Annotated in this window: 25 protein-coding genes; 16 read left to right on the forward strand and 9 right to left on the reverse strand. The window is 62.7% G+C overall.

Annotated elements, in window-relative coordinates; all coding sequences use genetic code 11:
* Positions 1-90 precede the first annotated feature (90 nt).
* From MF4836_RS20095 to MF4836_RS20115, 5 genes are all read left to right on the forward strand, one after another.
* Positions 91-540, forward strand: coding sequence for a DUF4879 domain-containing protein (locus MF4836_RS20095; RefSeq protein ID WP_078471726.1), 450 nt, complete (start codon positions 91-93; stop codon positions 538-540).
* 48 nt (positions 541-588) lie between these two features.
* The gene (locus MF4836_RS20100) at positions 589-1,140 is read left to right on the forward strand and encodes a DJ-1 family glyoxalase III (RefSeq protein ID WP_078471727.1); all 552 of its coding nucleotides are present in this window, start codon (positions 589-591) and stop codon (positions 1,138-1,140) included.
* A 122-nt stretch (positions 1,141-1,262) separates the two neighbouring features.
* Positions 1,263-1,787: a (2Fe-2S)-binding protein gene (locus MF4836_RS20105; protein ID WP_078471826.1), complete on the forward strand. Its 525-nt coding sequence runs from the start codon at positions 1,263-1,265 to the stop codon at positions 1,785-1,787.
* Positions 1,784-2,773 (forward strand): FAD binding domain-containing protein, encoded by a 990-nt coding sequence (locus MF4836_RS20110; RefSeq protein ID WP_078471728.1) that lies wholly within the window; start codon positions 1,784-1,786, stop codon positions 2,771-2,773. Before MF4836_RS20105 ends, MF4836_RS20110 begins: the two co-directional genes overlap by 4 nt.
* A complete protein-coding gene (locus MF4836_RS20115; protein WP_078471729.1) occupies positions 2,770-4,971 on the forward strand; it encodes a xanthine dehydrogenase family protein molybdopterin-binding subunit in 2,202 nt (733 codons plus the stop codon). The genes MF4836_RS20110 and MF4836_RS20115 overlap by 4 nt, the downstream gene beginning before the upstream one ends.
* Here MF4836_RS20115 and MF4836_RS20120 read toward each other — a convergent pair.
* A complete protein-coding gene (locus MF4836_RS20120) occupies positions 4,968-6,206 on the reverse strand; it encodes an MFS transporter (RefSeq protein WP_078471730.1) in 1,239 nt (412 codons plus the stop codon). The two genes, MF4836_RS20115 and MF4836_RS20120, sit on opposite strands and share 4 nt — an antisense overlap.
* 446 nt (positions 6,207-6,652) lie before the next feature.
* On the opposite strand from MF4836_RS20120, the gene MF4836_RS20125 reads away from it, so the two are divergent.
* From MF4836_RS20125 to MF4836_RS20135, 3 genes are all read left to right on the forward strand, one after another.
* Positions 6,653-8,092, forward strand: coding sequence for a cytochrome ubiquinol oxidase subunit I (locus tag MF4836_RS20125; RefSeq protein ID WP_078471731.1), 1,440 nt, complete (start codon positions 6,653-6,655; stop codon positions 8,090-8,092).
* Between the two features lie 3 nt (positions 8,093-8,095).
* Positions 8,096-9,103, forward strand: coding sequence for a cytochrome d ubiquinol oxidase subunit II (gene cydB / locus MF4836_RS20130; protein ID WP_078471732.1), 1,008 nt, complete (start codon positions 8,096-8,098; stop codon positions 9,101-9,103).
* Positions 9,104-9,167: 64 nt separating this feature from the next.
* Positions 9,168-9,335, forward strand: coding sequence for a DUF2474 domain-containing protein (locus MF4836_RS20135; RefSeq protein ID WP_020296413.1), 168 nt, complete (start codon positions 9,168-9,170; stop codon positions 9,333-9,335).
* 84 nt (positions 9,336-9,419) lie between these two features.
* Here the strand turns inward: MF4836_RS20135 and MF4836_RS20140 are convergent, their stop codons facing one another.
* Complete coding sequence (locus tag MF4836_RS20140; RefSeq protein WP_078471733.1) at positions 9,420-10,544, reverse strand: methyltransferase; 1,125 nt, start codon at positions 10,542-10,544, stop codon at positions 9,420-9,422.
* Between the two features lie 227 nt (positions 10,545-10,771).
* Between MF4836_RS20140 and MF4836_RS20145 the strand changes: the two genes are divergently transcribed.
* A complete protein-coding gene (locus tag MF4836_RS20145; protein ID WP_078471734.1) occupies positions 10,772-11,548 on the forward strand; it encodes a ferredoxin--NADP reductase in 777 nt (258 codons plus the stop codon).
* A 48-nt stretch (positions 11,549-11,596) separates the two neighbouring features.
* Here the strand turns inward: MF4836_RS20145 and mscL are convergent, their stop codons facing one another.
* Positions 11,597-12,010, reverse strand: a complete 414-nt coding sequence (mscL, locus tag MF4836_RS20150; protein ID WP_078471735.1) for a large-conductance mechanosensitive channel protein MscL — start codon at positions 12,008-12,010, stop codon at positions 11,597-11,599.
* A gap of 339 nt (positions 12,011-12,349) precedes the next feature.
* Between mscL and katB the strand changes: the two genes are divergently transcribed.
* From katB to MF4836_RS20170, 4 genes are all read left to right on the forward strand, one after another.
* Complete coding sequence (katB, locus tag MF4836_RS20155) at positions 12,350-13,837, forward strand: catalase KatB (protein ID WP_201132074.1); 1,488 nt, start codon at positions 12,350-12,352, stop codon at positions 13,835-13,837.
* A 70-nt stretch (positions 13,838-13,907) separates the two neighbouring features.
* Complete coding sequence (locus tag MF4836_RS20160; RefSeq protein WP_078471737.1) at positions 13,908-14,462, forward strand: ankyrin repeat domain-containing protein; 555 nt, start codon at positions 13,908-13,910, stop codon at positions 14,460-14,462.
* 46 nt (positions 14,463-14,508) lie between these two features.
* The gene (radA, locus tag MF4836_RS20165; RefSeq protein ID WP_078471738.1) at positions 14,509-15,876 is read left to right on the forward strand and encodes a DNA repair protein RadA; all 1,368 of its coding nucleotides are present in this window, start codon (positions 14,509-14,511) and stop codon (positions 15,874-15,876) included.
* Between the two features lie 30 nt (positions 15,877-15,906).
* Entirely contained in the window at positions 15,907-16,638 is a 732-nt protein-coding gene (locus MF4836_RS20170; RefSeq protein ID WP_078471739.1) for a hypothetical protein, read from the forward strand.
* Positions 16,639-16,659: 21 nt separating this feature from the next.
* On the opposite strand, the gene MF4836_RS20175 is transcribed toward MF4836_RS20170, so the two are convergent.
* Positions 16,660-17,028: a PilZ domain-containing protein gene (locus MF4836_RS20175; RefSeq protein WP_078471740.1), complete on the reverse strand. Its 369-nt coding sequence runs from the start codon at positions 17,026-17,028 to the stop codon at positions 16,660-16,662.
* A gap of 47 nt (positions 17,029-17,075) precedes the next feature.
* Positions 17,076-17,537: a methyltransferase family protein gene (locus tag MF4836_RS20180; RefSeq protein WP_078471741.1), complete on the reverse strand. Its 462-nt coding sequence runs from the start codon at positions 17,535-17,537 to the stop codon at positions 17,076-17,078.
* Between the two features lie 218 nt (positions 17,538-17,755).
* On the opposite strand from MF4836_RS20180, the gene MF4836_RS20185 reads away from it, so the two are divergent.
* From MF4836_RS20185 to yjiA, 3 genes are all read left to right on the forward strand, one after another.
* A complete protein-coding gene (locus MF4836_RS20185; protein WP_020296423.1) occupies positions 17,756-19,822 on the forward strand; it encodes a carbon starvation CstA family protein in 2,067 nt (688 codons plus the stop codon).
* Positions 19,823-19,838: 16 nt separating this feature from the next.
* Complete coding sequence (locus tag MF4836_RS20190) at positions 19,839-20,036, forward strand: YbdD/YjiX family protein (RefSeq protein WP_007895266.1); 198 nt, start codon at positions 19,839-19,841, stop codon at positions 20,034-20,036.
* Between the two features lie 116 nt (positions 20,037-20,152).
* The gene (yjiA, locus tag MF4836_RS20195) at positions 20,153-21,124 is read left to right on the forward strand and encodes a GTPase (protein ID WP_078471742.1); all 972 of its coding nucleotides are present in this window, start codon (positions 20,153-20,155) and stop codon (positions 21,122-21,124) included.
* Positions 21,125-21,192: 68 nt separating this feature from the next.
* Here the strand turns inward: yjiA and MF4836_RS20200 are convergent, their stop codons facing one another.
* The 4 genes from MF4836_RS20200 to glyA all read right to left on the reverse strand — a co-directional run bounded on the left by MF4836_RS20200 (position 21,193) and on the right by glyA (position 25,617).
* The gene (locus tag MF4836_RS20200) at positions 21,193-21,891 is read right to left on the reverse strand and encodes a GntR family transcriptional regulator (protein ID WP_078471743.1); all 699 of its coding nucleotides are present in this window, start codon (positions 21,889-21,891) and stop codon (positions 21,193-21,195) included.
* A gap of 46 nt (positions 21,892-21,937) precedes the next feature.
* Positions 21,938-22,642, reverse strand: a complete 705-nt coding sequence (locus MF4836_RS20205; protein ID WP_078471744.1) for a FadR/GntR family transcriptional regulator — start codon at positions 22,640-22,642, stop codon at positions 21,938-21,940.
* A gap of 81 nt (positions 22,643-22,723) precedes the next feature.
* Positions 22,724-24,037 carry a C4-dicarboxylate transporter DctA gene (locus MF4836_RS20210; RefSeq protein WP_078471745.1) on the reverse strand — a complete coding sequence of 438 codons (1,314 nt, stop codon included), beginning with the start codon at positions 24,035-24,037 and terminating at the stop codon, positions 22,724-22,726.
* A gap of 326 nt (positions 24,038-24,363) precedes the next feature.
* A complete protein-coding gene (gene glyA / locus MF4836_RS20215) occupies positions 24,364-25,617 on the reverse strand; it encodes a serine hydroxymethyltransferase (protein WP_078471746.1) in 1,254 nt (417 codons plus the stop codon).
* Positions 25,618-25,763 lie beyond the last annotated feature (146 nt).

Raw genomic sequence — 25,763 nt, forward strand, 5'->3', positions numbered from 1 at the left:
CAGCAGCGTGGGCTAATGGCTGCGATCGTCGGCGATGTTTTGCCTGCCGGGCGAGTGGGGCATACTGCGCCGACGTTTCGGGGGGGATTTATGCACAGCACGATAAAAGCGATGGCCCTGGGGCTGGTGGCAGCGGCCTTTGGTCTGGGGGCCACAGCGGCCATGGCCCGTTCCGCGCCGCCGTTGAGCCAGTTGGAGATCCTCAAGGTCGAGTCGCCGGCCTGTGGTTTCGAGGATGTGTCCGATGGTCGCAGCCAGACCCGTTGCGATCACAGTGGCCCCAACATCAAGGTCTATGTCCTGGAAATCGGCTACGGCCGCCAACCCCATGTGACCCTCGACGGCTTTGAAGTGAACGGCACCCGCTCGGCGGTCTGCGAAAACGGCTCGAGCCTGGTGCCCTGCGGCAATTCCGGGATCACCGTCGGCTATATCTACATCTTCGACCTGGCCGGCAAGCAGGAAGGCACCTTCAGTTTCAGCAACTCCTCGCTCAATGCCCCCGGCAACACCATGAGCACGCAGATCTACATCAAGTAGGCGATCAAGGCCGACTACGCTCTAAAGACCCATCTGTGGACGTGCGCCATGACCTTTAGAGCCCTGATCACCGTCGCCGAAGGCATCGACGACCTGCAAAGCGTGACCCTGATCGATGTCCTGCGCCGCGCCGAGGTCGAAGTGCTGGTGGCCAGCATCGAGTCACGGCGCATGCTGACCTGCGCCCGCGGCACCCGCCTGACTGCCGACGGCATGCTGGTGGATGTGCTGGCACAAGACTTCGACCTTATCGTCCTGCCGGGGGGCGCGGTCGGCGCGCAACACCTCGGCGCCCATCAACCGTTGCTGCAACGGGTCAAGGACCAGGCGGCCGCCGGGCGCCTGTTTGCCGCTATCGCCGAGGCTCCGGCCCTGGCCCTGCAAGCCTTTGGCGTGCTGCGCCAGCGGCGCATGACCTGCCTGCCCAGCGTCAGCCAGCAACTCTCGGGGTGTAACTTTATCGACCAGCCGGTGGTGGTCGACGGCAACTGCATCACTGCCCAGGGCTCGGGCGCGGCCCTGCTGTTTGCACTGACCCTGGTGGAGCAGATGTGCGGCAAGGCGCGGCGGGCTGCGGTGGCGGCGCAGTTGCTGGTTTAAAGCCGATCAACGGCCCCGGTACGCCCATCAATTGCCCTGAACGCTCATCCCGCAGCGAAGTCGTACCCCTAAGACGGCGGTTTATCAAAACGCCGCGCATGCACGACAACCGTGAGGTGTTTATGAGCGCGACCACTACCGGCGCTGCGGCGCAGACCTTTGCCCGCCACCCGATACGCCTGACCTTGAATCAGCAACCTCGGCAACTCGACGTGCTGCCCTGGACCACCCTGCTGGACCTGCTGCGCGAGCAACTGGACCTGACCGGCAGTAAAAAAGGCTGCGACCACGGCCAGTGCGGTGCCTGCACGGTGTTGCTCAATGGCAAGCGGGTGAACGCCTGCCTGACCCTGGCAGTGATGTGCGACGGCGCCGAGCTGACCACCATTGAAGGGTTGGCCAGTGGCGATCAATTGCATCCTCTGCAGCAGGCCTTTATCAAGCACGACGCCTTTCAATGCGGCTACTGCACGCCGGGGCAGATCTGCTCGGCCCAGGGTCTGGTCAACGAGGGACGGGCCCAGACCCGCGAGCAGATCCAGGAACTGATGAGCGGCAATCTGTGCCGCTGCGGTGCCTACAGCAATATCCGCGATGCCATCGAAGAGGCGTTGCCCGCTTGCCGCCGGCAGGGGGAAAACCCATGAACCCGTTCCATTACAGCAAGCCGCTCGATGTGCAGGAGGCCGTGCACCTCGCGGGGCCGAATACGCGCTTCATCGCCGGCGGCACCAACCTGCTGGACTTGATGAAAGAGAACATCACTCGCCCCGAACGCTTGATCGATATCACCGGCTTGCCCCTGCGGGACGTTCGGGAAACCGCCGCTGGCGGCCTGATGATCGGCGCCCTGGTCAGCAATGCCGACCTGGCCTGGCACCCCCTGGTGGAAGCGCGCTACCCGTTGCTGTCCCAGGCGATCCTGGCCGGTGCCTCGCCACAGTTGCGCAACATGGCCAGTACCGGAGGCAACCTGCTGCAACGCACCCGTTGTTATTACTTCTACGACGCCAGCGTGCCCTGCAACAAACGCCAGCCAGGCAGCGGTTGCCCGGCCCGCGAAGGCTTGAACCGGATCCACGCGATCCTCGGTGCCAGTCAAGAGTGCGTGGCCACGCACCCCTCCGACATGTGCGTGGCCCTGGCGGCCCTGGAGGCGGTGGTCCATGTGCAGGGCGGTGGCGGCAAGCGCCTTATCGAGTTCGCCGACTTTCATCGCTTGCCGGGCGAACATCCGGAGCGGGACAACCTGCTGGCCGATGACGAACTGATCACCGCCATTGAGCTGCCTGCGGCGGGTTTTGCCCGGCACAGCCACTACCTCAAGATCCGTGACCGCGCGTCCTATGCCTTTGCCCTGGTCTCGGTGGCGGTGGGGCTGGAAATGGTCGGGCCGGTGATTCGCGAGGCGCGCCTGGCGCTGGGCGGTGTGGCCCACAAACCCTGGCGCGACAAGGCAGTGGAGCGGCTGCTGGTGGGCAAGCCGGTGAGCCGCGAGCTGTTTGCACTGGCCGCCGACACGCTGCTCGAAGACGCCGAACCGTTGGCGCACAACGCTTTCAAACTCAAGCTGGCACGCCGCGCGATGATTCGTGCCCTGGGCGATGCCGCACTGGAGGGGGCTGCCCGATGAATTCCTTTGCCAAACCCATGGGGCAACCGGTGGACCGGGTCGACGGCATGCTCAAGGTCACTGGCCAGGCGCGCTATGCCGGCGAGTTTCCCGAGGCGGGCTTGCTTCACGGCAGCGTGGTGTCCAGCAGCATTGCCCGTGGCCGGATTGTCAGCATCGACGCTTCGGCGGCCCTCAGCCTGCCTGGGGTGGTGATGGTGCTTGAGCACTTGAATCGCCCGCGCCTGGCCAGTTACGACGAAAGCTACGCGGACGATGACGCGGCCAAGGGGTCGCCTTTTCGTCCGTTGTTTAACGAGCGGATTCTCTACAGCGGGCAGCCGGTGGCCCTGGTGGTCGCCGAAAGCCTGGAGCTGGCGCGCCATGCCGGTTCATTGCTGGTGATCGAGTATCAGGCCGAGCCCCACGCCACTGACCTGCTGAGCGCGCAATTCGAGGGCCATCCGGCGCCCGCCGAGGTGCCCGGGCCCCGTGGCAATTTCCAGGCGGAGCTGGCGGGCGCGGCCTTGCAACTGGACCTGCACTACAGCACCCCGATCGAGCACCACAACCCGATGGAGCCCCACGCCAGCACGGTCCTGTATCAGGCCGACGGCAGCCTGCACATTCACGACAAGACCCAGGGGCCGCAAAACTGCCAGCGGTATGTGCAGAAGGTTTTCGGTTTGGGGCGCGAGCAGGTGCGGATCTTCGCTGGGTATGTCGGTGGTGCGTTCGGTTCCGGCCTGCGTCCGCAGTATCAGCTGCCGCTGGCGGTGATGGCGGCGCTGGCCCTCAAACGCTCGGTGCGGGTCAGCCTGACCCGCCAGCAGATGTTCACCTTTGGTTATCGGCCTCGGACCTTGCAGCGCCTGCAACTGGGCGCCGCGGCCAATGGCCGGCTGCTGGCGCTGGGGCACGCGGCGATCGGCCAGACTTCGCGTTTCGAAGACTTCACCGAGCACGTGGTGGAGTGGAGCGGCATGCTTTATCACTGTGACAACGTGCAACTGGACTACCAGTTGGTGCCGCTGGATGTGTTCACGCCCCTGGACATGCGCGCTCCCGGTGCCGCCCTGGGCCTGATCGGGCTGGAGTGCGCCATGGACGAATTGGCCTGCGCCCTGGCCATCGATCCGGTGCAGTTGCGGCTGATCAATTATTCCGAGCGTAACCAGAACCAGGACAAGGCCTATTCGAGCAAGGAACTGCGTGCCTGTTATGCCCAGGGCGCCGAGCGCTTTGGCTGGGCGCGACGCAACCCCGAGCCCCGCAGCATGCGCGAAGGCCGTGAACTGATTGGCTGGGGCATGGCCGGTGGGGTCTGGGAAGCCTTGCAGCAGAAGGCCAGCGCCAAGGCCCATCTTGACCACGAGGGGCGCCTGACTGTCAGCAGCGCCACCACCGATATCGGCACCGGCACCTACACCGTAATGACGCAGATCGCCGCCCAAGCCTGCGGTGTGGCCCTTGAGGATGTGGTTTTTGTACTGGGAGATTCCTCCTTGCCCGCTGCGCCCTTGCAGGGTGGTTCGTTCACCGTGTCTTCAGTGGGTACGGCGGTGCAGCAGGCCTGCTCGGCCCTGCGCGAAAAACTGCTGGAGCGCGCCGCCGCTCAAGCGCCGGCCTTCCAGGGTGCAACGCCTGCCCAAGTGCACTTTGCCGATGGGCAGATGTGGTACGGCGAACACGGCCTGGCCCTGGCCAAGCTGCTGCGCGATACCGAGGAGCAGGCGCTGGAGGTTCAAGTGGATGCCGAGCCGGATAAAAAGCGCGACGCCTACGCCACGGCCACCCATTCGGCGGTATTTGTCGAGGTGCGGGTGGACGAGGACCTGGGGGTGGTCAAGGTCAGCCGGGTGGTCAGTGCGATTGCCGCCGGACGCGTGGTCAATCCGAAAATGGCCCGCAGCCAGATTCTGGGTGGCGTGGTCTGGGGCATCGGCATGGCCCTGCACGAGGAAACCCAGACCGACCACAACCTGGGACGCCACATGAACCACAGCCTGGCCGAGTACCACATCCCGGTGAATGCCGATATCGGTCAGATCGATGTGCTGTTCGTCGAGGAACTCGACGAGATCGTCAACGCCCTGGGCTCCAAGGGTGTGGGAGAAATCGGCATCGTCGGCGTGGCGGCGGCGGTGGCCAATGCGATTTATCACGCCACCGGCAAGCGGGTGCGGGACTTCCCGATCACCCTGGACAAGCTGCTTTAGACCTTGGCTTCTTCCACCGGGACATGCATCCGGTCGCGGTTGGCCAGGGTCGGGAACAGTTTGATCCAAACCCCGGTCACGACCAGCGTGCCGACTCCGCCCATGACCACTGCCGGCACGGTGCCGAACCAGTGGGCGGTGAGCCCGGATTCGAACTCGCCGAGCTGGTTCGAGGCGCCGATAAACAGGCCATTGACCGCGCTGACCCGGCCGCGCATTTCGTCCGGGGTTTCCAACTGCACGAAGGAGGCGCGGATCACCATGCTGATCATGTCCGCCGCGCCCAGCACCACCAGCACCGCCAGGGAAAACCAGAACGAGGTCGAGAGGCCGAAGGCGATGGTGGCCACGCCGAACACACCGACGGCGGTGAACATCACCCGACCGACCTTGCGGTCGACGCTGAAGCGCGCCAGCCACAGGGACATGCCCAGGGCGCCAACCGCCGGTGCCGAGCGCAACAGGCCCAGGCCCCAGGGGCCGGTGAGCAGGATGTCTTTGGCGAACACCGGCAGCAGTGCGGTGGCGCCGCCCAGCAGGACGGCGAACAGGTCCAGGGAAATGGCGCCGAGGATGTCCGGCCGGCTGCGGATAAAGCGAATCCCGGCCAGCAGCGAATCCAGGGTGGCCTTGCCTTTGTTGAGCGGGGTCTGCCGTGCCGGCAGGTTGAGCATCAGCAGGCAGGCGATGACGTACAGGATCACCGTCGGGCCATACACCCAGACGCTGCCAAACGCATAGAGCAGGCCGCCCAGGGCCGGGGCGACGATGGTTGCCGATTGTTGCGCCGACTGTGCGGCAGCCACGGCGCGGGGGAACAGCGCGCTGGGGACGATGCTCGGCAGCAGGGCCTGGGTGGTCGGCATTTCGAATGAACGGGCGGCGCCGAGGAGGAAGGCGAGGATAAAGATCATCTCCCGGGTGACGCTGTCGGTGGCGCTGCCAATGGCCAGCGACAGGGCGATCAACGCCTGCAACGACTGGCAGATCGCCGCGACCCGGCGTCGGTCATAACGGTCGGCCACATGCCCGGTGTGCAGCATGAACAGGACCCGCGGCGCGAATTCGACCAGGCCCACCAGGCCCAGGTCCAGCACGTTGCCGGTCAGTTGGTAGAGGTTCCAGCCAATGGCCACGGTGAGCATCTGAAAGCCGCTGGCGGTGAAGATCCGGGCCAGCCAAAACGCGATGAAAGGGCGGTGATGACGGAGCAGAAGCGGGTCTGGGCTGGGCATCTGAGGGCATATCTGAGCGGGGGGTAGGGCGAGGTTATCACCAACATGTAACCAATAGTTGCCGCGGCCCGAAAAATCGTTAGCCCCGCATCTATCTCGCCGCCGCTGCCTGCGCTGTCCCTGATGGGCGCCGAAGATATCCCTGGCTGATCCCGGTGTTCTGGAGGGCCAGCGCAGCCTCGCGTGGCTACTCAGGCTGGTGAGGCAAGCTGTCACGCGACAAAAGACCACACAAACCAATGGCGGATTTAGGACTACTCTTTCAACGTTGATTGATCCAGATCAAAACCTTTTCCAAAGGTCGATCTGGCGGCCAGATGGCCAGAAATCCCTACGTTGCGATGGTTTAAAAAGAACGAATCCGAATTCGCCACACTCCATATCCGTGGGGGCAGTGGGTGCAGGCCGCAAGCCTTCAGCCGGTATTACCTGACAGAGGAAAGCTTATGTTCGGTTTGGAGGCACTTGATCTCGCCCGAATCCAATTCGCGTTCACCATCTCGTTCCACATTCTGTTCCCGGCCATCACCATCGGCCTGGCGAGTTACCTGGCGGTACTCGAAGGCTTGTGGCTCAAGACCCGCGACGACACCTACCGCGACCTGTACCACTTCTGGTCCAAGATCTTTGCCGTCAACTTCGGCATGGGTGTGGTCTCCGGCCTGGTCATGGCCTACCAGTTCGGCACCAACTGGAGCCGCTTCTCGGATTTTGCCGGCGCTGTCACCGGCCCGTTGCTGACCTATGAAGTACTCACGGCGTTCTTCCTTGAGGCCGGTTTCCTTGGGGTCATGCTGTTCGGCTGGAACAAGGTCGGGCGCAACCTGCACTTCTTCTCCACGGTGATGGTGGCCATCGGCACGCTGATCTCGACCTTCTGGATCCTCTCGTCCAACAGCTGGATGCAGACCCCTCAGGGCTTTGAAATCATCGACGGCCGGGTGATTCCGGTGGACTGGTTCGCCGTGGTCTTCAACCCTTCGTTCCCCTACCGCCTGGCGCACATGGCCACGGCCGCGTTTGTCGCCACGGCGTTCTTCGTCGGCTCCTCGGCTGCCTGGCACCTGCTGCGCGGGCGGGATAACCCGGCGATCCGGCGCATGCTGTCGATGGCGATGTGGATGGCCCTGATCGTGGCGCCAGTACAGGCGGTGATCGGTGACTTCCATGGCCTCAACACCCTCAAGCACCAGCCGGCGAAAATTGCCGCCATCGAAGGGCACTGGGAAAACATCGGCAACGAGCCGACCCCGCTGATCCTCTTCGGCTGGCCGGACATGAAGGCTGAAAAAACCAAGTACGCCGTGGAAATCCCTTACCTGGGCAGCCTGATTCTCACCCACTCGCTGGACAAGCAAGTGCCGGCGCTCAAGGACTTTCCACCTGAGGACCGGCCGAATTCGACCATCGTCTTCTGGTCGTTCCGGGTCATGGTCGGCCTCGGCTTCCTGATGATCTTCACCGGTCTGTGGAGCCTGTGGCTGCGTCGCCGCGAGCGGATCTACCACAACCGGCTGTTCCTGCACCTGGCGCTGTGGATGGGGCCGTCGGGTCTGATCGCGATTCTCGCCGGCTGGTTCACCACCGAAATCGGCCGTCAGCCGTGGGTGGTCTACGGGCTTATGCGCACGGCAGATGCATCGTCCAACCACAGCTTTATGCAGATGAGCATCACCTTGGTGTTGTTTGTCGTGGTCTATTTCGCGCTGTTCGGTGCCGGCCTGGGCTACATGATGCGCCTGGTGCGCAAAGGCCCTGTGATCAATGAAGGGGCCGAAGTCAGCCACGGGGGACCTGGGCAGAAACGCACGCCGGCCCGGCCGCTTTCCGCTGCCGACGATGACGCCGAAGCTGACCACAGCGACCGCCTGAACAAGGGGAATTGACTCATGGGTATCGATCTTCCGCTGATCTGGGCCGTGATCATCATCTTCGGCATCATGATGTACGTGGTCATGGACGGCTTCGACCTGGGGATCGGGATTCTCTTCCCGTTTATCCCGGGCAAGACCGACCGTGACGTAATGATGAACACCGTCGCCCCGGTCTGGGACGGCAATGAAACCTGGCTGGTGCTGGGGGGCGCGGCACTGTTCGGCGCCTTCCCGCTGGCTTATTCGGTGGTGCTCTCGGCGTTGTACTTGCCGCTGATCCTGATGTTGATCGGCCTGATCTTTCGCGGCGTGGCGTTCGAGTTCCGCTTCAAGGCCAAGGATGACAAGCGTCATCTATGGGACAAGGCGTTTATTGGCGGATCAATCACCGCCACCTTCTTCCAGGGCGTGGCGCTGGGGGCCTTTATCGATGGCTTGCCGGTGGTCAATCGCCAGTTCGCCGGCGGTTCGCTGGACTGGCTGACCCCCTTCACCCTGTTCTGCGGCGCGGCGCTGGTGGTGGCCTATGCCCTGTTGGGCTGCACCTGGCTGATCATGAAGACCGAAGGCAAGCTCCAGGAGCAAATGCACAACCTGGCGCGGCCCCTGGCCTTTGTGGTGCTGGCGGTGATCGGCATTGTCAGTATCTGGACCCCGCTGGCGCACCCGGAAATCGCCACGCGCTGGTTCACCTTGCCGAACCTGTTCTGGTTCCTGCCGGTGCCGATCCTGGTGTTGGTGACCATGTATGGCCTGGTTCGCGCCGTGGCGCGCAACGCCCATTACACGCCGTTCTTGCTGACCCTGGTGCTGATCTTCCTCGGCTACAGCGGCCTGGGCATCAGCCTGTGGCCGAACATCGTGCCACCGTCGATCTCGATCTGGGACGCCGCCGCGCCGCCGCAAAGCCAGGGCTTCATGCTGGTGGGCACGCTGTTCATCATCCCGTTCATCCTCGGGTACACCTTCTGGAGCTACTACGTGTTCCGCGGCAAGGTCACCCACGAAGACGGTTACCACTAGGGCGCCGCCGGGCGCGCGGTGTGCCGGGCACACCGCAGCCTGCGGTTTATCAGGAGTTCAAGCGATGAGCAATAAACACTCTTTGCAGGAAATCGAAGCCGCCGAGAAAAAGCCCCTGTGGCAACGTCTCGGCTGGCTGGCCGGAATCTGGGTCGGCAGCGTGCTGGCCCTGTTTATCGTCGCCAGTCTGATGCGCATGTTCATGAATGCCGCGGGCCTGACGACCCACTGATCATCCCATCCCGTTGCCTTGCGGCACGGTTTTACAGCCCTCTCATGGAGGGCTTTTTTTGGTCTGCAACCTGCTAGTGCGGGATTATTTGCGGGCCTTGAGGATCACGAACTTCGGTGTCGCCGCCACCTGTTCGACGCCCCGGAACAGGCGCGCCAGCTTGCTGTGATAACCCAGGTGGCGGTTGCCGACGATGTACAGCGCGCCGCCCACCACCAGCGCTTCGCGGGCCTGCTGGAACATGCGCCAGGCCAGAAAGTCGCCGACCACCTGTTGCTGGTGGAACGGCGGGTTGCACAGCACCACGTCCAGCGACTGCGGCTCCTGCCCGGCCAGGCCGTCGTCGGCGCGCACGGTCACTTCGCGTTCGCCGAGAGCCGCATGCCAGTTCTCCCGGGCCGATTGCACGGCCATGAAGGATTCATCCACCAGGGTGTAGTGGGCGTCCGGATTGCGCAGGGCGCTGGCGATGGCCAGTACCCCGTTGCCGCAGCCCAGATCGGCGACCCGGGCCTGGCCCAGGTTGTGGGGCAGGTGCGGGAGGAAGGCACGGGTGCCGATGTCCAGCCCTTCGCGGCAGAACACGTTGGCATGGTTGAGCAGCTCGATGGCCGGCTCATCCAGTGGATAGCGGCTGGGGTAGGGCGACACGGCCGGGGTCCTGGCTTCAGGCGTGGCCATCAGCAACCGCGCCTTTTTTACCGCCAGCGAAGCCTGCACCGGGCCGATGTAGCGCTCCAGCAAGTCCCCGGCCGCCCGCGGCAAGTGTTTGACCATGGCCGCCGCCACCACCTGGGCGCCTGGAGCCAGTTGGCCCTGCAGGCGGATCAACTGTTCTTCCAGCAGGGCCAGGGTCTTGGGTACGCGAATCAGCACCCGGTCGAACGGGCCGTGCAACGGCTCGCTGGCCGGCACCACCGACACCGCGTCAAAGGCGCGACCGTTACGCACCAGGTTCTTTTCCAGGGCCTGGGCGCCTAGAAACGAGTCGCCACTGCTGGTCAACTGCACCCGACCCGCCAGGCTCGCGGCCAGGGCGCCGAAGCTGTCATTGAGGATCAGCACGCGGGTCTGCGCATCCGGCTGCTGCTCGGCCAGGTGGTTGAGCAAGTACTCGTCCGCCGCGTCGAAGGCCTGCAACGGCTCGTTCGGTTGTTCGGGCTGGCGGATCAGGTCGAGCTGGGCGAAGGGGCTTTCGAGCAGGGGCATGGGACGGACTCTGGATAATCGACGAATGTCCTGCCGATGGACGGGGCGTCTGCGGGCAGGAGCGTTCGGGCAGGTGGCACGCAGGCCGCGTGGCGTCTGCTCGAAGAGGGGGCAAATGGTACGTTTTTTTGCCGCTGATTGCCCGCGATCTATGCCATTACAAACCACCGGTGTTTCTACCCCGTGCTTTGCGGGACACTAGCGGCATTCGCCCAATGGAGCCTGCCATGACTGCCAGTGCAGAAAAGTACACGCGCCAGACCTTGCTTGAGGTCCATCCCCTGACCCCGAGCCTGTTCACCCTGCGCACCACCCGCGATGTCGGTTTTCGCTTTCGCGCCGGGCAGTTTGCCCGCCTGGGCGTGACCCGGGCCGATGGCAGCACGGTGTGGCGGGCCTACTCCATGGTGTCGTCGCCGTTTGACGAATTTCTCGAGTTTTTCTCCATCGTGGTCCCCGGCGGCGAGTTCACCAGTGAACTGAGTCGCCTCGAAGTGGGCGACAGCCTGCTGGTGGAACGCCAGGCCTTTGGCTACCTGACCCTGGACCGCTTCGTCGATGGCCGTGACCTGTGGCTGCTGGCCACCGGCACCGGGATCGCGCCGTTCCTGTCGATCCTCCAGGACTTTGAAGTCTGGGAAAAATTCGAGCGCATCATCCTGGTCTACAGCGTGCGTGAAGCCAAGGAACTGGCCTATCAGCAGTTGATCCGCGAGCTGGTACAGCGCGACTACTTGGCGGAAGTCGCCCACAAGTTGCAGTTCATCAGCACCGTGACCCGCGAACAGCATCCGGGCAGCCTCAACGGGCGCATTACCCACCTGATCGAAAACGGCGAGCTGGAGCGCGCCGCCGGCGTGCCACTGACCCCGGAGCATTCGCGGGTGATGCTGTGCGGCAACCCGCAGATGGTCGATGACACCCGGGCCCTGCTCAAGCAACGCGATATGCAACTGAGCCTGAGCCGACGCCCCGGGCAGGTGGCGGTAGAAACCTACTGGTAAAAAAAAACGGCGCCTCAGGGGCGCCGTTTTTCTAGGGGTGTGGCGACTTCAGGGTTTGTTGTTCTGCGCTTTGAGCAGATCGCGGATCTCGCCCAGCAGTTCTTCTTCCTTGGTCGGTACCGGTGGCAGGGTAGGGGCCACGGCTTCTTCGCGCTTCAGGCGGTTGATGGCTTTCACGCCCATGAAGATGGCAAAGGCGACGATGACGAAGTCGATCATGCTCTGGATGAATTTACCGTAGGCCAGCACCACGGCCGGTGCATCGCCCACAGCGGCCTTGAGGGTAATGGCCAGGTCACTGAAGTCGACGCCGCCGATCAGCAGGCCGATAGGTGGCATGACCACATCACCGACAAAGGACGAGACGATCTTGCCGAACGCCGCACCGATGATGATACCGACGGCCATATCGACCACATTACCTTTGACCGCGAAGGCCTTGAACTCACTTAGCACGCCCATAGGTTATTCCTTGTTACAGATGAGGTTGGTGAACGCAGTGTAAATCAGCCATTGCGCTCCTGCTTGATACAACTGCTTACAGTGTTCGCTGTTATCGACCGACTTGGCGGCAAATAGTTTACAAAGTGCCAGCAATCGCGCGCGTAATACCCGCACTTGAGCCTATCGCCCAGAACATTCTTTCAATCAGTCGCTTGCGACCTTTCAATTTAGTTTTCAACTCGTTGCTCACTAGCCTCTAACAGGCGCACTCGACTGCGCTGGATTAACCAGAGGAATAAAACAATGAGTACCACCCTTGGCCTTGGGACTCTTTCCCAGCGGCGCCTGCTGGGCGTCATGACCGCCAGCCTGCTGTCCCTTTCCGTACAGGCTGCCACCTTGACCCGCGATAACGGCGCCGCAGTGGGCGACAACCAGAATTCGCAAACCGCCGGCGCGACCGGCCCCGTGCTGTTGCAGGATGTGCAACTGATCCAGAAGCTCCAGCGTTTCGACCGCGAGCGCATTCCGGAGCGGGTGGTGCATGCCCGTGGCACCGGTGCCCACGGCACGTTCACGGTGACCGACAGCCTCAGCGACCTGAGCAAAGCCAAAGTCTTTGCCGCGGGCGAAGTGACGCCGGTATTCGTGCGTTTCTCGGCGGTGGTCCATGGCAATCACTCGCCTGAAACCCTGCGTGACCCTCGGGGTTTTGCCACCAAGTTCTATACCGCCGACGGTAACTGGGACCTGGTAGGCAATAACTTCCCGACCTTTTTTATTCGTGATGCCATCAAGTTCCCGGACATGGTGCATGCATTCAAACCTGACCCGCGCACCAACCTGGATGATGATTCGCGGCGTTTCGATTTCTTCTCCCATGTTCCGGAAGCCACCCGCACCTTGACCGAGTTGTATTCCAACTCCGGAACTCCGGCCAGTTACCGGGAAATGGACGGCAATGGCGTGCACGCCTACAAGTTGGTCAACGCCAAGGGCGAAGTGCACTACGTGAAGTTCCACTGGAAGAGCCTGCAGGGCATCAACAATCTGGACCCGCAACAGGTGGTCCAGGTGCAGGGCCGTGACTACAGCCACATGACCCATGACCTGGTGAGCCATATCAACCAGGGTGACTTCCCGAAATGGGACCTGTATGTCCAGGTGCTCAAGCCCCAGGACCTGGCCGGCTTCGATTTTGATCCGCTGGATGCGACCAAGATCTGGCCCGGGGTGCCGGAGCGCAAGGTCGGGCAGATGGTGCTCAACCGCAACCCGGGCAATGTGTTCCAGGAAACCGAGCAGGTGGCCATGGCCCCGGCCAACCTGGTACCGGGCATCGAGCCGTCGGAGGACCGCTTGCTGCAAGGCCGAGTGTTCTCCTACGCCGATACCCAGATGTATCGCCTGGGGGCCAATGCCCTGCAGTTGCCGATCAATGCGCCGAAAGTCGCGGTCAACAACGGTAACCAGGACGGCGCGATGAACAGCGCCAGCAGCTCCACCGGGGTCAACTACCAACCGAGTCGCCTGTTGCCCCGCGAAGAACCGCAAGCTGCCCGCTACAGCCAACAGCCGCTGAGCGGCAGCACCCAGCAGGCAAAGATCCAGCGCGAGCAGAACTTCAAGCAGGCCGGCGAGCTGTACCGTTCGCTGAGCAAGCAGGAGCGCCAGGACCTGATCAACAACTTCGGCGGCTCCCTGGCCACCACGGATGACGAGAGCAAGCACATCATGCTGTCGTTTCTCTACAAGGCCGATCCCGAGTACGGCAGCGGTGTGACCCAGGTGGCCAAGGGCGACCTGGCGCGGGTCAAGGCCCTTGCCGCCAAGCTGACAGATTGACGGCGTGCGCGCGACGCCCGCTCAGGGTGTCGCGTGCTCCTGCTTTGTGTAGACCTGAGGGAGGTGCTCCATGCCTATCTATATCGCGGCACTTTTAATCTGTTGTTCATTCACCGCGCTCGCCGCTCCCGGGCAACCGCCCGCCACGGAGCCGGCAGCGATCAAGGCCCAGTTGCAGGACTACTATTTCGATGCCGCTCGGCGCGGTGATGTCGAGATGCTCGACACCTTTATCGAGGCCGGCTATGCCCTCGATACCCAGGACGAAAAGGGCTACAGCGCGCTGATCCTCGCCGCCTATCACGGCCAGGCTCCGGCGGTTGAACGCCTGCTGGCCGCGGGTGCCGACGCCTGCGTGCAAGATAAGCGGGGCAATACCGCGTTGATGGGCGCGATCTTCAAGGGCGAACTGGGGATTGCCCGGCGCCTGCTGGCCGCCGATTGCAGCCCGGACCAGCGCAATGCCGCCGGTCAGACCGCTGCCATGTACGCCGGCCTGTTCAAGCGCGTGGAGTTGCTGGATGCGCTGGCGGCCAAGGGCGCCAACCTGAATGCCGAGGATCCGCTGGGCAATAGCGCCGCACGTCTGGCCAGCGGTGAAATCCGTACCGCCGCGCCGCACTGATCACCCTCCAGCTGAGCTATCATCGCGGTTTTTGCCGGGGGTTCAGATGGCCAAGGCCAAACGCATGTACGGCTGCACCGAGTGCGGCTCAACCTTTCCCAAGTGGGCCGGGCAGTGCGGTGAGTGCGGGGCCTGGAACACCCTGACCGAAACCATGGTCGAGAGCGGCGGCGCGGCGGCCCCCAGCGGGCGCACCGGCTGGGCCGGGCAACAGGCGCAGATCAAGACCCTGGCTGAAGTCAGCGTCGAGGAAATCCCGCGTTTCTCCACCGCTTCCGGCGAACTCGACCGCGTGCTCGGTGGCGGCCTGGTGGACGGCTCGGTGGTGCTGATCGGCGGCGACCCGGGTATCGGCAAGTCGACCATTCTGTTGCAAACCTTGTGCAACCTCGCCACGCGCATGCCAGCCCTCTATGTGACCGGCGAAGAGTCGCAGCAACAGGTGGCCATGCGTGCCCGCCGCCTGGGCCTGCCCCAGGACAAGCTGCGGGTCATGACCGAAACCTGCATCGAAACCATCATCGCCACCGCCCGTCAGGAAAAACCCAAGGTCATGGTGATCGACTCGATCCAGACCATCTTCACCGAGCAGCTGCAATCGGCGCCGGGCGGCGTGTCCCAGGTGCGCGAGAGCGCGGCCTTGCTGGTGCGCTATGCCAAGCAGAGCGGCACGGCGATCTTCCTGGTCGGCCACGTGACCAAGGAAGGCGCCCTGGCCGGGCCGCGGGTGCTGGAGCACATGGTCGACACCGTGCTCTATTTCGAAGGCGAGTCCGACGGGCGCCTGCGCTTGCTGCGAGCGGTGAAAAACCGTTTCGGCGCGGTCAATGAACTCGGCGTGTTCGGCATGACGGATAAGGGGCTGAAAGAAGTCTCCAACCCTTCGGCGATTTTCCTCACCCGTGCCCAGGAAGAAGTACCGGGCAGCGTGGTGATGGCCACCTGGGAAGGCACGCGGCCAATGCTGGTGGAAGTCCAGGCGCTGGTGGATGACAGCCACCTGGCCAACCCGCGCCGGGTCACCCTGGGCCTGGATCAGAACCGCCTGGCCATGCTGCTGGCGGTGTTGCACCGCCACGGCGGCATTCCGACCCACGACCAGGATGTGTTCCTCAACGTGGTGGGCGGGGTCAAGGTACTGGAAACCGCTTCCGACCTGGCGCTGATGGCGGCGGTCATGTCCAGCCTGCGCAATCGCCCGTTGCCCCACGATTTGCTGGTGTTCGGCGAAGTGGGGCTGTCCGGCGAAGTGCGTCCGGTGCCCAGCGGCCAGGAGCGCCTGAAAGAGGCCGCCAAGCACGGCTTCAAGCGGGCCATTGTGCCCAAGGGCAACGCACCGAAAGAGTCGCCACCGGGGCTCAAGATCATTGCTGTCACCCGCCTGGAACAGGCATTGGACGCACTTTTCGAATAACCGCCACGTGGGCCTTATGAAAGGAAGCAGATGATGGTCAATAAAAGCGGCTGGACCCGGACCCTCGGTTTGGCGCTGATGTTCAGCGCCGCCAGTGCCCATGCCGAACAGGGCGAAGTGCCGGAAGGCTATCGGGTGGCGCAGCAGGTGCTGGTCGGCGACGGCTCGGTGCTGGAGGTGCTGGAGGACCTGCGCATCACTCCGCAGATGCACGCCGACAGTTGGGGCAGCGCGCTGGATGCGGACTCGTTCGATGCGTCGGCGGATCTCGAAAACCATCCCTTGCTGGAGGCGCAGGCCCGGTTGATTGCCGATTCCGGAGAGGTGCTGGCGCAAAAGGACCTTGGCTACCCGCTGGCGACAGTGGAGAAGGCCCCGATCAACGGCCTGCCAGCGCCGGCGTTCTTCCTGACTATCGACATGACGGCGCCCATGGGCAGCTACAGCGGTCCGGCCACGGAGGTCCTGGTGCCGGCACAAAATCAGCTCGACCCGTTGCGTTACCTGGCGGAAACCGGTGAAAAACGTCCGTTGGTGCTGGCCGAGACCGGCAAGGCGGCCTGGAAAGTGGTGCCGGCGAACGATAGCGCCACCGAGTCCATCCAGCAGGTGTCATCAGCGCCCGCGCCCCAGGGTGAGGACTTTGTGACCACCTACCGGACCTATCGTTATGTCGATGGGCAGTGGCAAGTGGCATCCCGCCAGCAGCCGGGTTACTGGGAAAACGAGAGCGAGTTTCCCCAACCATCGGCGTTTCCCTGAGGTTCGGGTTTGGGGCGCTGATCAGATTTCGATCAACGCCCCAAGCTCACGCTCCAGCTCCTCGGGGTCGCCCAGGTTCAACTCCACCAGCCGCCGTAGATGCTCGATCGACTCCAGACCGATGTGCAGGCAGACGAACCCGAGCTGGCCATGGTCATCGTGGGCCAGTTGCACGTCCATCTTCACCTCGGCATCGGCACTCAAATGAATGTCGGCTTCAAAGGGCTGGCTGGCATCGCCCAGCCACGGCTCGGGGCGCTGGATCAGCATGCCCTTGAGCGACAGGTCGAGCAGTTGGACGGGCCAGCGTCGGGATCCCTGGCTGAGTTCGGTCCTGGCATCAAAAGCAATGCGCTTGAAACGTCGGCGATCGGAATGTTGCTCGCTCATGGCCTGGCCCTCTGCGTGGTGCACTGACTATAGACCCCTGTTCTGCGCTACAGCCAGCGGCGGACCTTGCGGCAATAGTCACGGTAGGTGTCGCCGAACAGGCTTTGCAGCTGCACTTCGTCCGGGTGGATGACATTGCGGTTCATCAGATACAGCAAGGGCGCCAGCAACAGCCACGGCCAGAGACTGCCAAGCAGCAGGGCGATGGCGCAATAGCCGCAGGTGTCGCCGAGGTTGATCGGGTTGCGGGACACGGCGAACGGGCCGTCGCGCAGCAGTTGCCGGGGCTGGTTGAAGTTGCTGTTGGTGGTGTGCTGCTTGCGGAAACGCCACATTGCCCAGAACGACAGGCCCTGGCCAACCACGATCAGCAGCACGGCCAGGGCCTGGGTCCAGCCATTGGCAGGGATGGGCAGGGGCAGCCAGTCTGCAAGAAACAGCGCCAACGTGATGAACAGCAGATACAACAACGGCGGCGGTAGCAGTGGTGGTTCAGCGGGCCTGGCCATGGGGTCTCCTGACGGGGGGCTTGTAGTTGCGACTGTTTTTTCGCCACGGTGGTTCAGCGTGTTTTCGAGCGGGCGGGCAGAAGCGGCGAGCGGCCGTTCCCACAGGGCTGGATTTTCTTAAAAGAAGGCTCTAGACCAACGTGGGGGGTGGTCTTTGAAGCCAGTAGCGCTAAACTCGGTTTGGCTGTCTTTCTGTCCACCCTGGCTGGAATAAAAAAATGAAAAATAATAATAGCCTGCTACGCCATGTACCCTGGCTGCTGCTGGCAATCGTAGGAGCGTGCGCCCTCGGCGTAGTGGCATTGCGTCGCGGCGAGGCAATCAACGCCTTGTGGATTGTGGTCGCGGCAGTGGCCATTTATCTGGTTGCGTACCGTTACTACAGCCTGTTCATCGCCAACAACGTGATGCAACTCGATGCACGCCGGGCAACCCCTGCTGTGCTCAACAACGACGGTCTGGACTACGTCCCCACCAACAAACACATTCTCTTCGGTCACCACTTCGCGGCTATTGCCGGTGCAGGCCCTCTGGTCGGTCCGGTGCTGGCAGCGCAAATGGGCTATCTGCCCGGCACACTCTGGCTGATTGCCGGTGTGGTACTGGCGGGTGCGGTCCAGGACTTCATGGTGCTGTTCCTGTCGACTCGCCGTAACGGCCGTTCCCTGGGCGATATGGTGCGCGAGGAAATGGGCCGGATCCCCGGGACCATCGCGCTGTTTGGCTGCTTCCTGATCATGATCATCATCCTCGCGGTGCTGGCGCTGATCGTGGTCAAGGCCCTGGCCGAAAGCCCGTGGGGCATTTTCACGGTGATGGCGACCATCCCGATCGCGATGTTCATGGGCATTTACATGCGCTACATCCGCCCGGGTCGCATCGGTGAAATCTCGGTCATTGGCGTATTGCTGTTGCTGGGTTCGATCTGGCTGGGCGGGCAGATTGCCGCTGATCCGGTTTGGGCCAAAGCCTTCAGTTTCACCGGGATCCAGATCACCTGGATGCTCATCGGCTACGGCTTCGTCGCGGCGGTGCTGCCGGTCTGGCTGATTCTGGCTCCCCGGGACTACCTGTCCACCTTCCTCAAGATCGGCACCATCATCGCCCTGGCGATCGGCATCCTGGTCACCATGCCCGAGCTGAAAATGCCGGCCCTGACCCAGTTTATCGACGGCACCGGACCGGTGTGGAAAGGCGGCCTGTTCCCGTTCCTGTTCATCACCATCGCCTGTGGCGCGGTATCGGGCTTCCATGCGCTGATCTCCTCGGGCACCACGCCCAAGCTGCTGGATAACGAAACCAACGCCCGCTACATCGGTTACGGCGGCATGTTGATGGAGTCCTTCGTGGCCATCATGGCGATGGTTGCCGCATCGGTGATCGAGCCTGGCGTGTACTTCGCCATGAACAGCCCGGCGGCCGTGGTCGGCGGCGATGTGGTGGCCGTGGCGCAAACCGTCAGCAGCTGGGGTTTTGCAATTACCCCGGAAGCCCTGCAAGCGGTGGCCCATGACATCGGCGAGACCACCATCCTGGCTCGCGCCGGTGGTGCGCCGACCCTGGCGGTCGGTATTGCGCAGATCCTGCACAGTGTCCTGCCGGGTGAAAACACCATGGCGTTCTGGTACCACTTCGCGATCCTGTTCGAAGCCCTGTTCATCCTGACCGCAGTCGATGCCGGTACCCGTGCCGGACGCTTCATGCTGCAGGACCTGCTCGGGTCCTTCGTGCCGGCGCTCAAGCGCACCGAGTCCTGGACCGCCAACCTGATCGCCACTGCCGGCTGCGTGGCGATGTGGGGTTACCTGCTGTACCAGGGGGTGATCGATCCGTTGGGTGGCATCAACACCTTGTGGCCACTGTTCGGTATCTCCAACCAGATGCTGGCGGGTATCGCGCTGATGCTGGCGACCGTGGTCCTGATCAAAATGAAACGCCAACGCTACATCTGGGTGACCATGCTGCCGGCTGTCTGGCTGCTGATCTGCACCACCACGGCGGGCTTCATCAAGCTGTTCGACGCCAACCCGGCGATCGGCTTCCTGTCCCTGGCCAAGAAGTATAGCGATGCCCTGGCAGGCGGTCAGATCCTGGCTCCGGCCAAGAGCATCGAGCAGATGCAGCACGTGATCTTCAACGCCTACACCAACGCAACGCTGACCGCGCTGTTCCTGCTGGTGGTGTTCAGCATCCTGTTCTATGCGCTCAAGGTCGGCATCGCCGCCTGGGGCACCAAGGAACGTACGGATAAAGAATCGCCCTTCCAGGCCCTGCCGGACGCGTAACCCGAGGATTGCAAACATGTTCAATGACCTGAGTCGCCTCGGTAAATACCTCGGTCAGGCCGCGCGCCTGATGGTCGGCATGCCCGACTACGACAACTACGTCGAGCATATGCAAACCAAACACCCGGACAAGCCGGTGATGAGCTACGAGATGTTCTTTCGCGAACGTCAGGAAGCACGTTACGGTGGCAAGGGCGGTCCGAAGTGCTGTTGAAGCACAGAGAATAGGCAACATCCCACTGTAGGAGCCGGTCGGTCGGCGAGGTCTGAATTGACCTCGCCGGCGGGCTGGGCTCCTACAGTTTTTTCAGCCCAAGGGAGATCTTCGTTTTGTCAGCACCCATCCCCGTCACCGTCCTCAGCGGCTTTCTTGGCGCGGGCAAGACCACGCTGCTGCGGCACCTGCTCAAAGCCGAGCACGGCCTGAGAATCGCCGTGATCGAGAACGAATTCAGCGACGCCGGTATCGACACCCAACTGTTGGGGGCCGAGCCGGTGCAAGTCATGACCCTGTCCAACGGCTGCGTCTGCTGCACCATCCACACCGACCTGACCAAGGCGCTGTACCTGCTGCTGGAGCGACTGGACAGCGGTGAAATCGCCTTCGACCGCCTGGTGATCGAGTGCACCGGGCTGGCCGATCCGGCGCCCGTGGCCCAGACCTTTTTTATCGATGAAGAGCTGCGCGAGCGCTACATCCTCGACGGCATCATCACCCTGGTGGACGCCGCGCATGCCGAGCACCACCTGACCCAGACCATCGCCCAGGCCCAGATCGGCTTTGCCGACCGGCTGCTGGTGAGCAAGCGCGATCTGGTGGATGAAGCAACCTTCAACGCCCTCAGCGAACGCCTGACCCGGATCAACCGCCGGGCGCCGATTCGCGTGGTTGAGCACGGTCAGATCGACCTGGCCGAACTGCTGGATGTGCGCGGGTTCAACCTCAATGCCGACCTGGGCGGCGGCGTCAGCTTGCGTCCGGTGAGCAAGGCGCCTTCCATCGATCGTATCTCCAGCCTGGTGCTGCGCACCGACCAGCCGCTGGATATTGAAAAACTCAGCGAGTTCATGAACGAGCTGCTGGAAGATCACGGCAAGCAATTGCTGCGCTACAAAGGCGTGCTCAATATCGCCGGCGAACCGCGGCGCATGGTGTTCCAGGGCGTGCTCAAACTCTACGGCTTCGATTGGGACACCGAATGGGCCGAAGGCGAAGCCCGGGAAAGCGTGATTGTGTTTATCGCCGACGACCTGCCGGAAGAAAAGATTCGTGCAGGATTTGCACGAGTGGCTGCGAGCTAAGCCCACCCCTCTGTGGACAGGCCCGGCCACCGCACAGGCGTGCGGCAGCAGGCCGGCCCGAGCCGGGCTTAACGTGCGCCCAGCAGCCTGGTTTCCAGATGATCCAGGTGTTGGTTCATCAAAACCTCCGCTGCCTGGGCATCCCCGGTTTCCAAGGCATCGACAATCGCCGAGTGTTCCTGCCAGGCGCAGTAGTTGCAGGCCCGTGATTCATGGTGGGCGATGGCCAGGGAGGTCAGCGGCACTAGGCTGGCCAGAAAATGCGCCAGCGGCCCGTTGCCCGCCACCTCGGCCAATTGCAGGTGGAACTCGCCGGACAGGCGAATGGCCGGCCCGCGCTGATCCCGTTCGATGGCCTCGCGTTCGCGGGCAATCAGTTGGCGCAGGGGCAGCAAGTGCCGGGGTCGTGGTTGCTGGCAGGCCAGGCGCACCAGGGTGATTTCGGTCAGGCGCCGGGCATGCAGGATCTGCCGGGTCTGCTCGATGTCCGGCGCCGCCACCTGTGGCCGGTGGTTGGGGCGCAGGATGATCACCTGTTGATGGGACAGGCGGGCCAATACCTGGCGAATGATGCTGCGGCTCACCCCAAAGGCCAGACCGAGGTTTTCTTCGGTGACGCGGCTGCCGGGGGTGATGCGCTGTTCGAGAATGGCTTCGAAAATCTGTGGATAGACATCGTCGACCAGCAGCTTTCTCTGGCCCCGGCCCAGACGGGGCAGGGCGCCGCTGGGGAGGAATGCATGATTGTTCAAGGCGCAGCTGGCCATGGCCTGTCTCCAGTCCGGTTGCCGATATGAAGTGGTCTACATCGGGTCAGTGACCCAGGTTGTCATCCGGGATGTTCAGTTCGATGCCCATGCGCTGGCCTTCCTGGAGGATATGCTTGCGCATCTCGGCGCTGGCCAGCGCGCTGTTCTTGTTGCGGATGGCCCGCACCACCGCTTCGTTTTCCTGCAGGCGCTCGGCCAGGTGTTCCGGCGAGTTGCGCAGGATGTCCGCGCTCTGTTTCAGCGCGTTGCTGGTCTGTTGCACCACGTTCTGGAAGATCGGGTTGGAGGTCAGGGCGAACAGCTCTTCATGGAAGGCGATGTAGGCGTTCATCCCGGCTTCGCTGTCATTGGCGTCGAGGGCTTCGCGCATGTCCATCAGGGTCAGGCGCAATTGCCCGACTTCCTTGCTGCTGATGGACTGGGCCACCAGGCCGACGATAAAGGGCTCAAGGGTGTAGCGCAGTTGCAGCACGTCTTCCAGGCTGGCGCCGGCGACGCTGCTGGTGCTGATCGATGATTCGCCGAGGGTGGCTTCGAGTACCAGCACGCCCTTGCCGGGCAGGGAACGCACTAGCCCCAGGGTTTCCAGGACGATCACCGCTTCGCGCAGGCTTGGACGACTGATGCCCAGTTGTTCGGCCAACTCGCGTTGCCCGGGCAGCATGTCGCCGCAGCGCCATTGGCCACGGGCCAAGGCTGCCCGCAGTTTTTCCACCACTGAATTTACCACCGTCGACGAGCTGATCACTGTGCACTCCATGGGTATCGGTAACGCCGCCATCGGCGGGCGCTGATTGTTGTGCCTGCCGTCGGCAGGCACAAGTGTTGCCTAGAACTCCTGCTGATGGGCGGACGCTGCCGGTTTACGCGGCTGGAAGCCGTAACCCTGCTGGCCGCTCAAGACCTTGTTGGCGCGCTGCAGGTCGATGTCTTTTTCCCAGCGCGCGATGGCCACGGTGGCCACGCAGTTGCCGATCAGGTTGGTCAGGGCGCGACCGATGCCCATGAACCAGTCCACCGCCAACACCAGGACCAGGCCGACCACCGGAATCGCCGGGATCGCAGTCAGGGTCGCGGCCAGAATCACCAGCGCCGAGCCGGGTATGCCGTGGGCACCTTTGGAGGTGATCAGGGACACCAGGAGAATGGTCAGCAAGTCCGACATCGACAGCGGCGTACCCGTGGCGTTGGCGATAAATACGATGGCCAGGGTCAGGTAGATGGAAAACCCATCGAGGTTGAACGAGTAGCCGGTGGGGATCACCAGGCCCACCGTGGAGCTGCCGATCCCCAGGTGTTCGAGCTTGCGCATGATCTGCGGCAGCACGGCGTCGGATGAGGCGGTGCCGAGCACGATCAGCAGTTCTTCACGCAGGTACTTGAGGAACGGCAGCATGCGCAGGCCCGACAGGCGCATCACCAGGCCCAGGATCACCGCAACGAACGCGAAACAGGTCAGGTAGAACAGCCCCACCAGGCTGCCCAGGTGCTGCAGCGAATCCACGCCGTACTTGCTGGTGGTGAAGGCGATGGCGCCAAACACGCCGATCGGCGCCAGGCGCACGATCATGCCCATGATGCGGAAGATCACGTGGCTGAGTTCGTTGATCAGCCGCGAGATGCCGGAGGCGGCTTCACCTACCAGGTTCAGGGCGCTGCCGAAGAGCACGGAAAACAGCAGGACCTGGAGGATGTTGTTGTCAGCGAAGGCACCGATCACCGAGGTCGGGATCAGGTTCATCAGGAACTGCGCGGTGCCCTGCATGTGCTGGCCGCGTTGGGCGATGTCACCCATGTCGGCGCTGGACAGCTGATCCAGATGGATGTTGGCGCCGCTGCCAATGCCGGTGCTGAAGGCCATGATCAGGCCGATCACCAGGGCAATGGTGGTGAGGATTTCGAAGTAGATGACTGATTTTAGGCCGATACGCCCGACCTTTTTCAGGTCGCCGGCACCGGAAATGCCGCTGACCACCACGCAGAACACGATCAGGCCGATCAGCATCTTGATCAGCTTGATAAAGCCATCGCCCAGCGGTTTGAGTTGTGAGGAGAATTCGGGAAGGGTGAGTCCGCAAACGACGCCGAGCATCAGTCCGAGAACAACCTGGAGGAAAATTGAACGCGAGCACCATCTGAGCATGAGGAGGATCCTGATCGGTGTCCTGTCTGCCGTGCGCGTGAGCGCTTGCGGATCCAGGACTTAATTATTGTGGTCTTACCGGTATGTCCAGTGCAGGCGCAGTCTACGCTCGGATTTTATGGGTTTACAAGGGGGATGTCGGAAATTGGCATGACCGGTCTGACCAGTTGTGTCACTCAGACAGTTGGGCGGGGTAAGTGGGACGGTGTGCCTGGGGTGTTTGTGGGGGAGGAGGGCCTGCGCTGGTTTTATCTGGCACACAAAACCCCCACGCACAAAAAAGCCCGGCACCAGGGCCGGGCTTTTCTACTGCGTTATGCGGGCTATTAAGCGCCGTATACCGGCAGCTTCTTGCAGATGGCCTTGACCTTCTCGCGAACGGCGTCGATCACCGTTTCGTTATTCAGGTCAGCCAGGATGTCGCAGATCCAGCCAGCCAGTTCCTTGCACTCGGCTTCCTTGAAGCCGCGAGTGGTCACGGCTGGAGTGCCGAAGCGCAGGCCGGAAGTGACGAACGGGGAACGTGGGTCATTCGGTACCGAGTTCTTGTTCACGGTGATGAAGGCTTTGCCCAGAGCGGCGTCAGCGTCCTTACCGGAGATTTCCTGCTTGATCAGCGACAGCAGGAACAGGTGGTTTTCAGTACCGCCGGAAACCACGTCGAAACCGCGCTCGATGAACACGCCGGCCATGGCCTTGGCGTTCTTGATCACTTGTTCCTGGTAGGTTTTGAACTCAGGCTGCAGGGCTTCCTTGAAGCAGATGGCCTTGGCGGCGATCACGTGTTCCAGCGGGCCGCCCTGGGCGCCCGGGAATACGGCGGAGTTCAGCTTCTTCTCGATGTCGGCGTTGGCGCGAGCCAGGATCAGACCGCCACGTGGACCGCGCAGGGTCTTGTGGGTCGTGGTGGTGACCACATCGGCGAATGGCACCGGGTTCGGGTAGACGCCAGCGGCGACCAGACCGGCTACGTGAGCCATGTCCACGAACAGGTACGCACCGACCTTGTCGGCGATTTCGCGGAAGCGCGGGAAGTCCAGGATCTGCGAGTAGGCAGAGAAACCGGCCACGATCATTTTCGGCTTGTGCTCGACCGCCAGGCGCTCGACTTCGTCGTAGTCGATCAGGCCGTTGGCGTCGATGCCGTATTGAATGGCGTTGTACAGCTTGCCGGAGGAGGAAACGCTGGCGCCGTGGGTCAGGTGACCGCCGTGGGCCAGGCTCATGCCCAGGATGGTATCGCCAGCCGACAGCAGGGCCAGGTATACCGCGCTGTTGGCTTGGGAGCCGGCGTGGGGCTGGACGTTGGCGTAATCGGCGCCGAACAGCTCTTTGGCGCGGTCGATGGCCAGTTGCTCAACCACGTCGACGTATTCGCAGCCGCCGTAGTAACGCTTGCCTGGGTAGCCTTCGGCGTATTTGTTGGTCAATACCGAGCCTTGAGCTTCCATCACCGCTGGGCTGGTGTAGTTTTCCGAAGCGATCAGCTCAATGTGCTCTTCCTGGCGCTGAGCTTCTTGCTCCATGGCGGCAAAGAGATCGGCGTCGTACTTGGCAATAGTCAAATCACGGCTGAACATGGCGGTCCTCAAGGATCGGGGGCAGAAAAGGGAGGCATTCTAACCCAATGGGTTTTAGATGGCATATGAAAGGACATCATGTCGCACAGAAGCAGCGTTCAAGTGACGAGCTGCAAGCGGCAAGCGGGTCGTTTTTCTCTTGCAGC

It is taken from the genome of Pseudomonas sp. MF4836, assembly GCF_002018875.1.
Taxonomy (GTDB): Bacteria; Pseudomonadota; Gammaproteobacteria; order Pseudomonadales; family Pseudomonadaceae; genus Aquipseudomonas.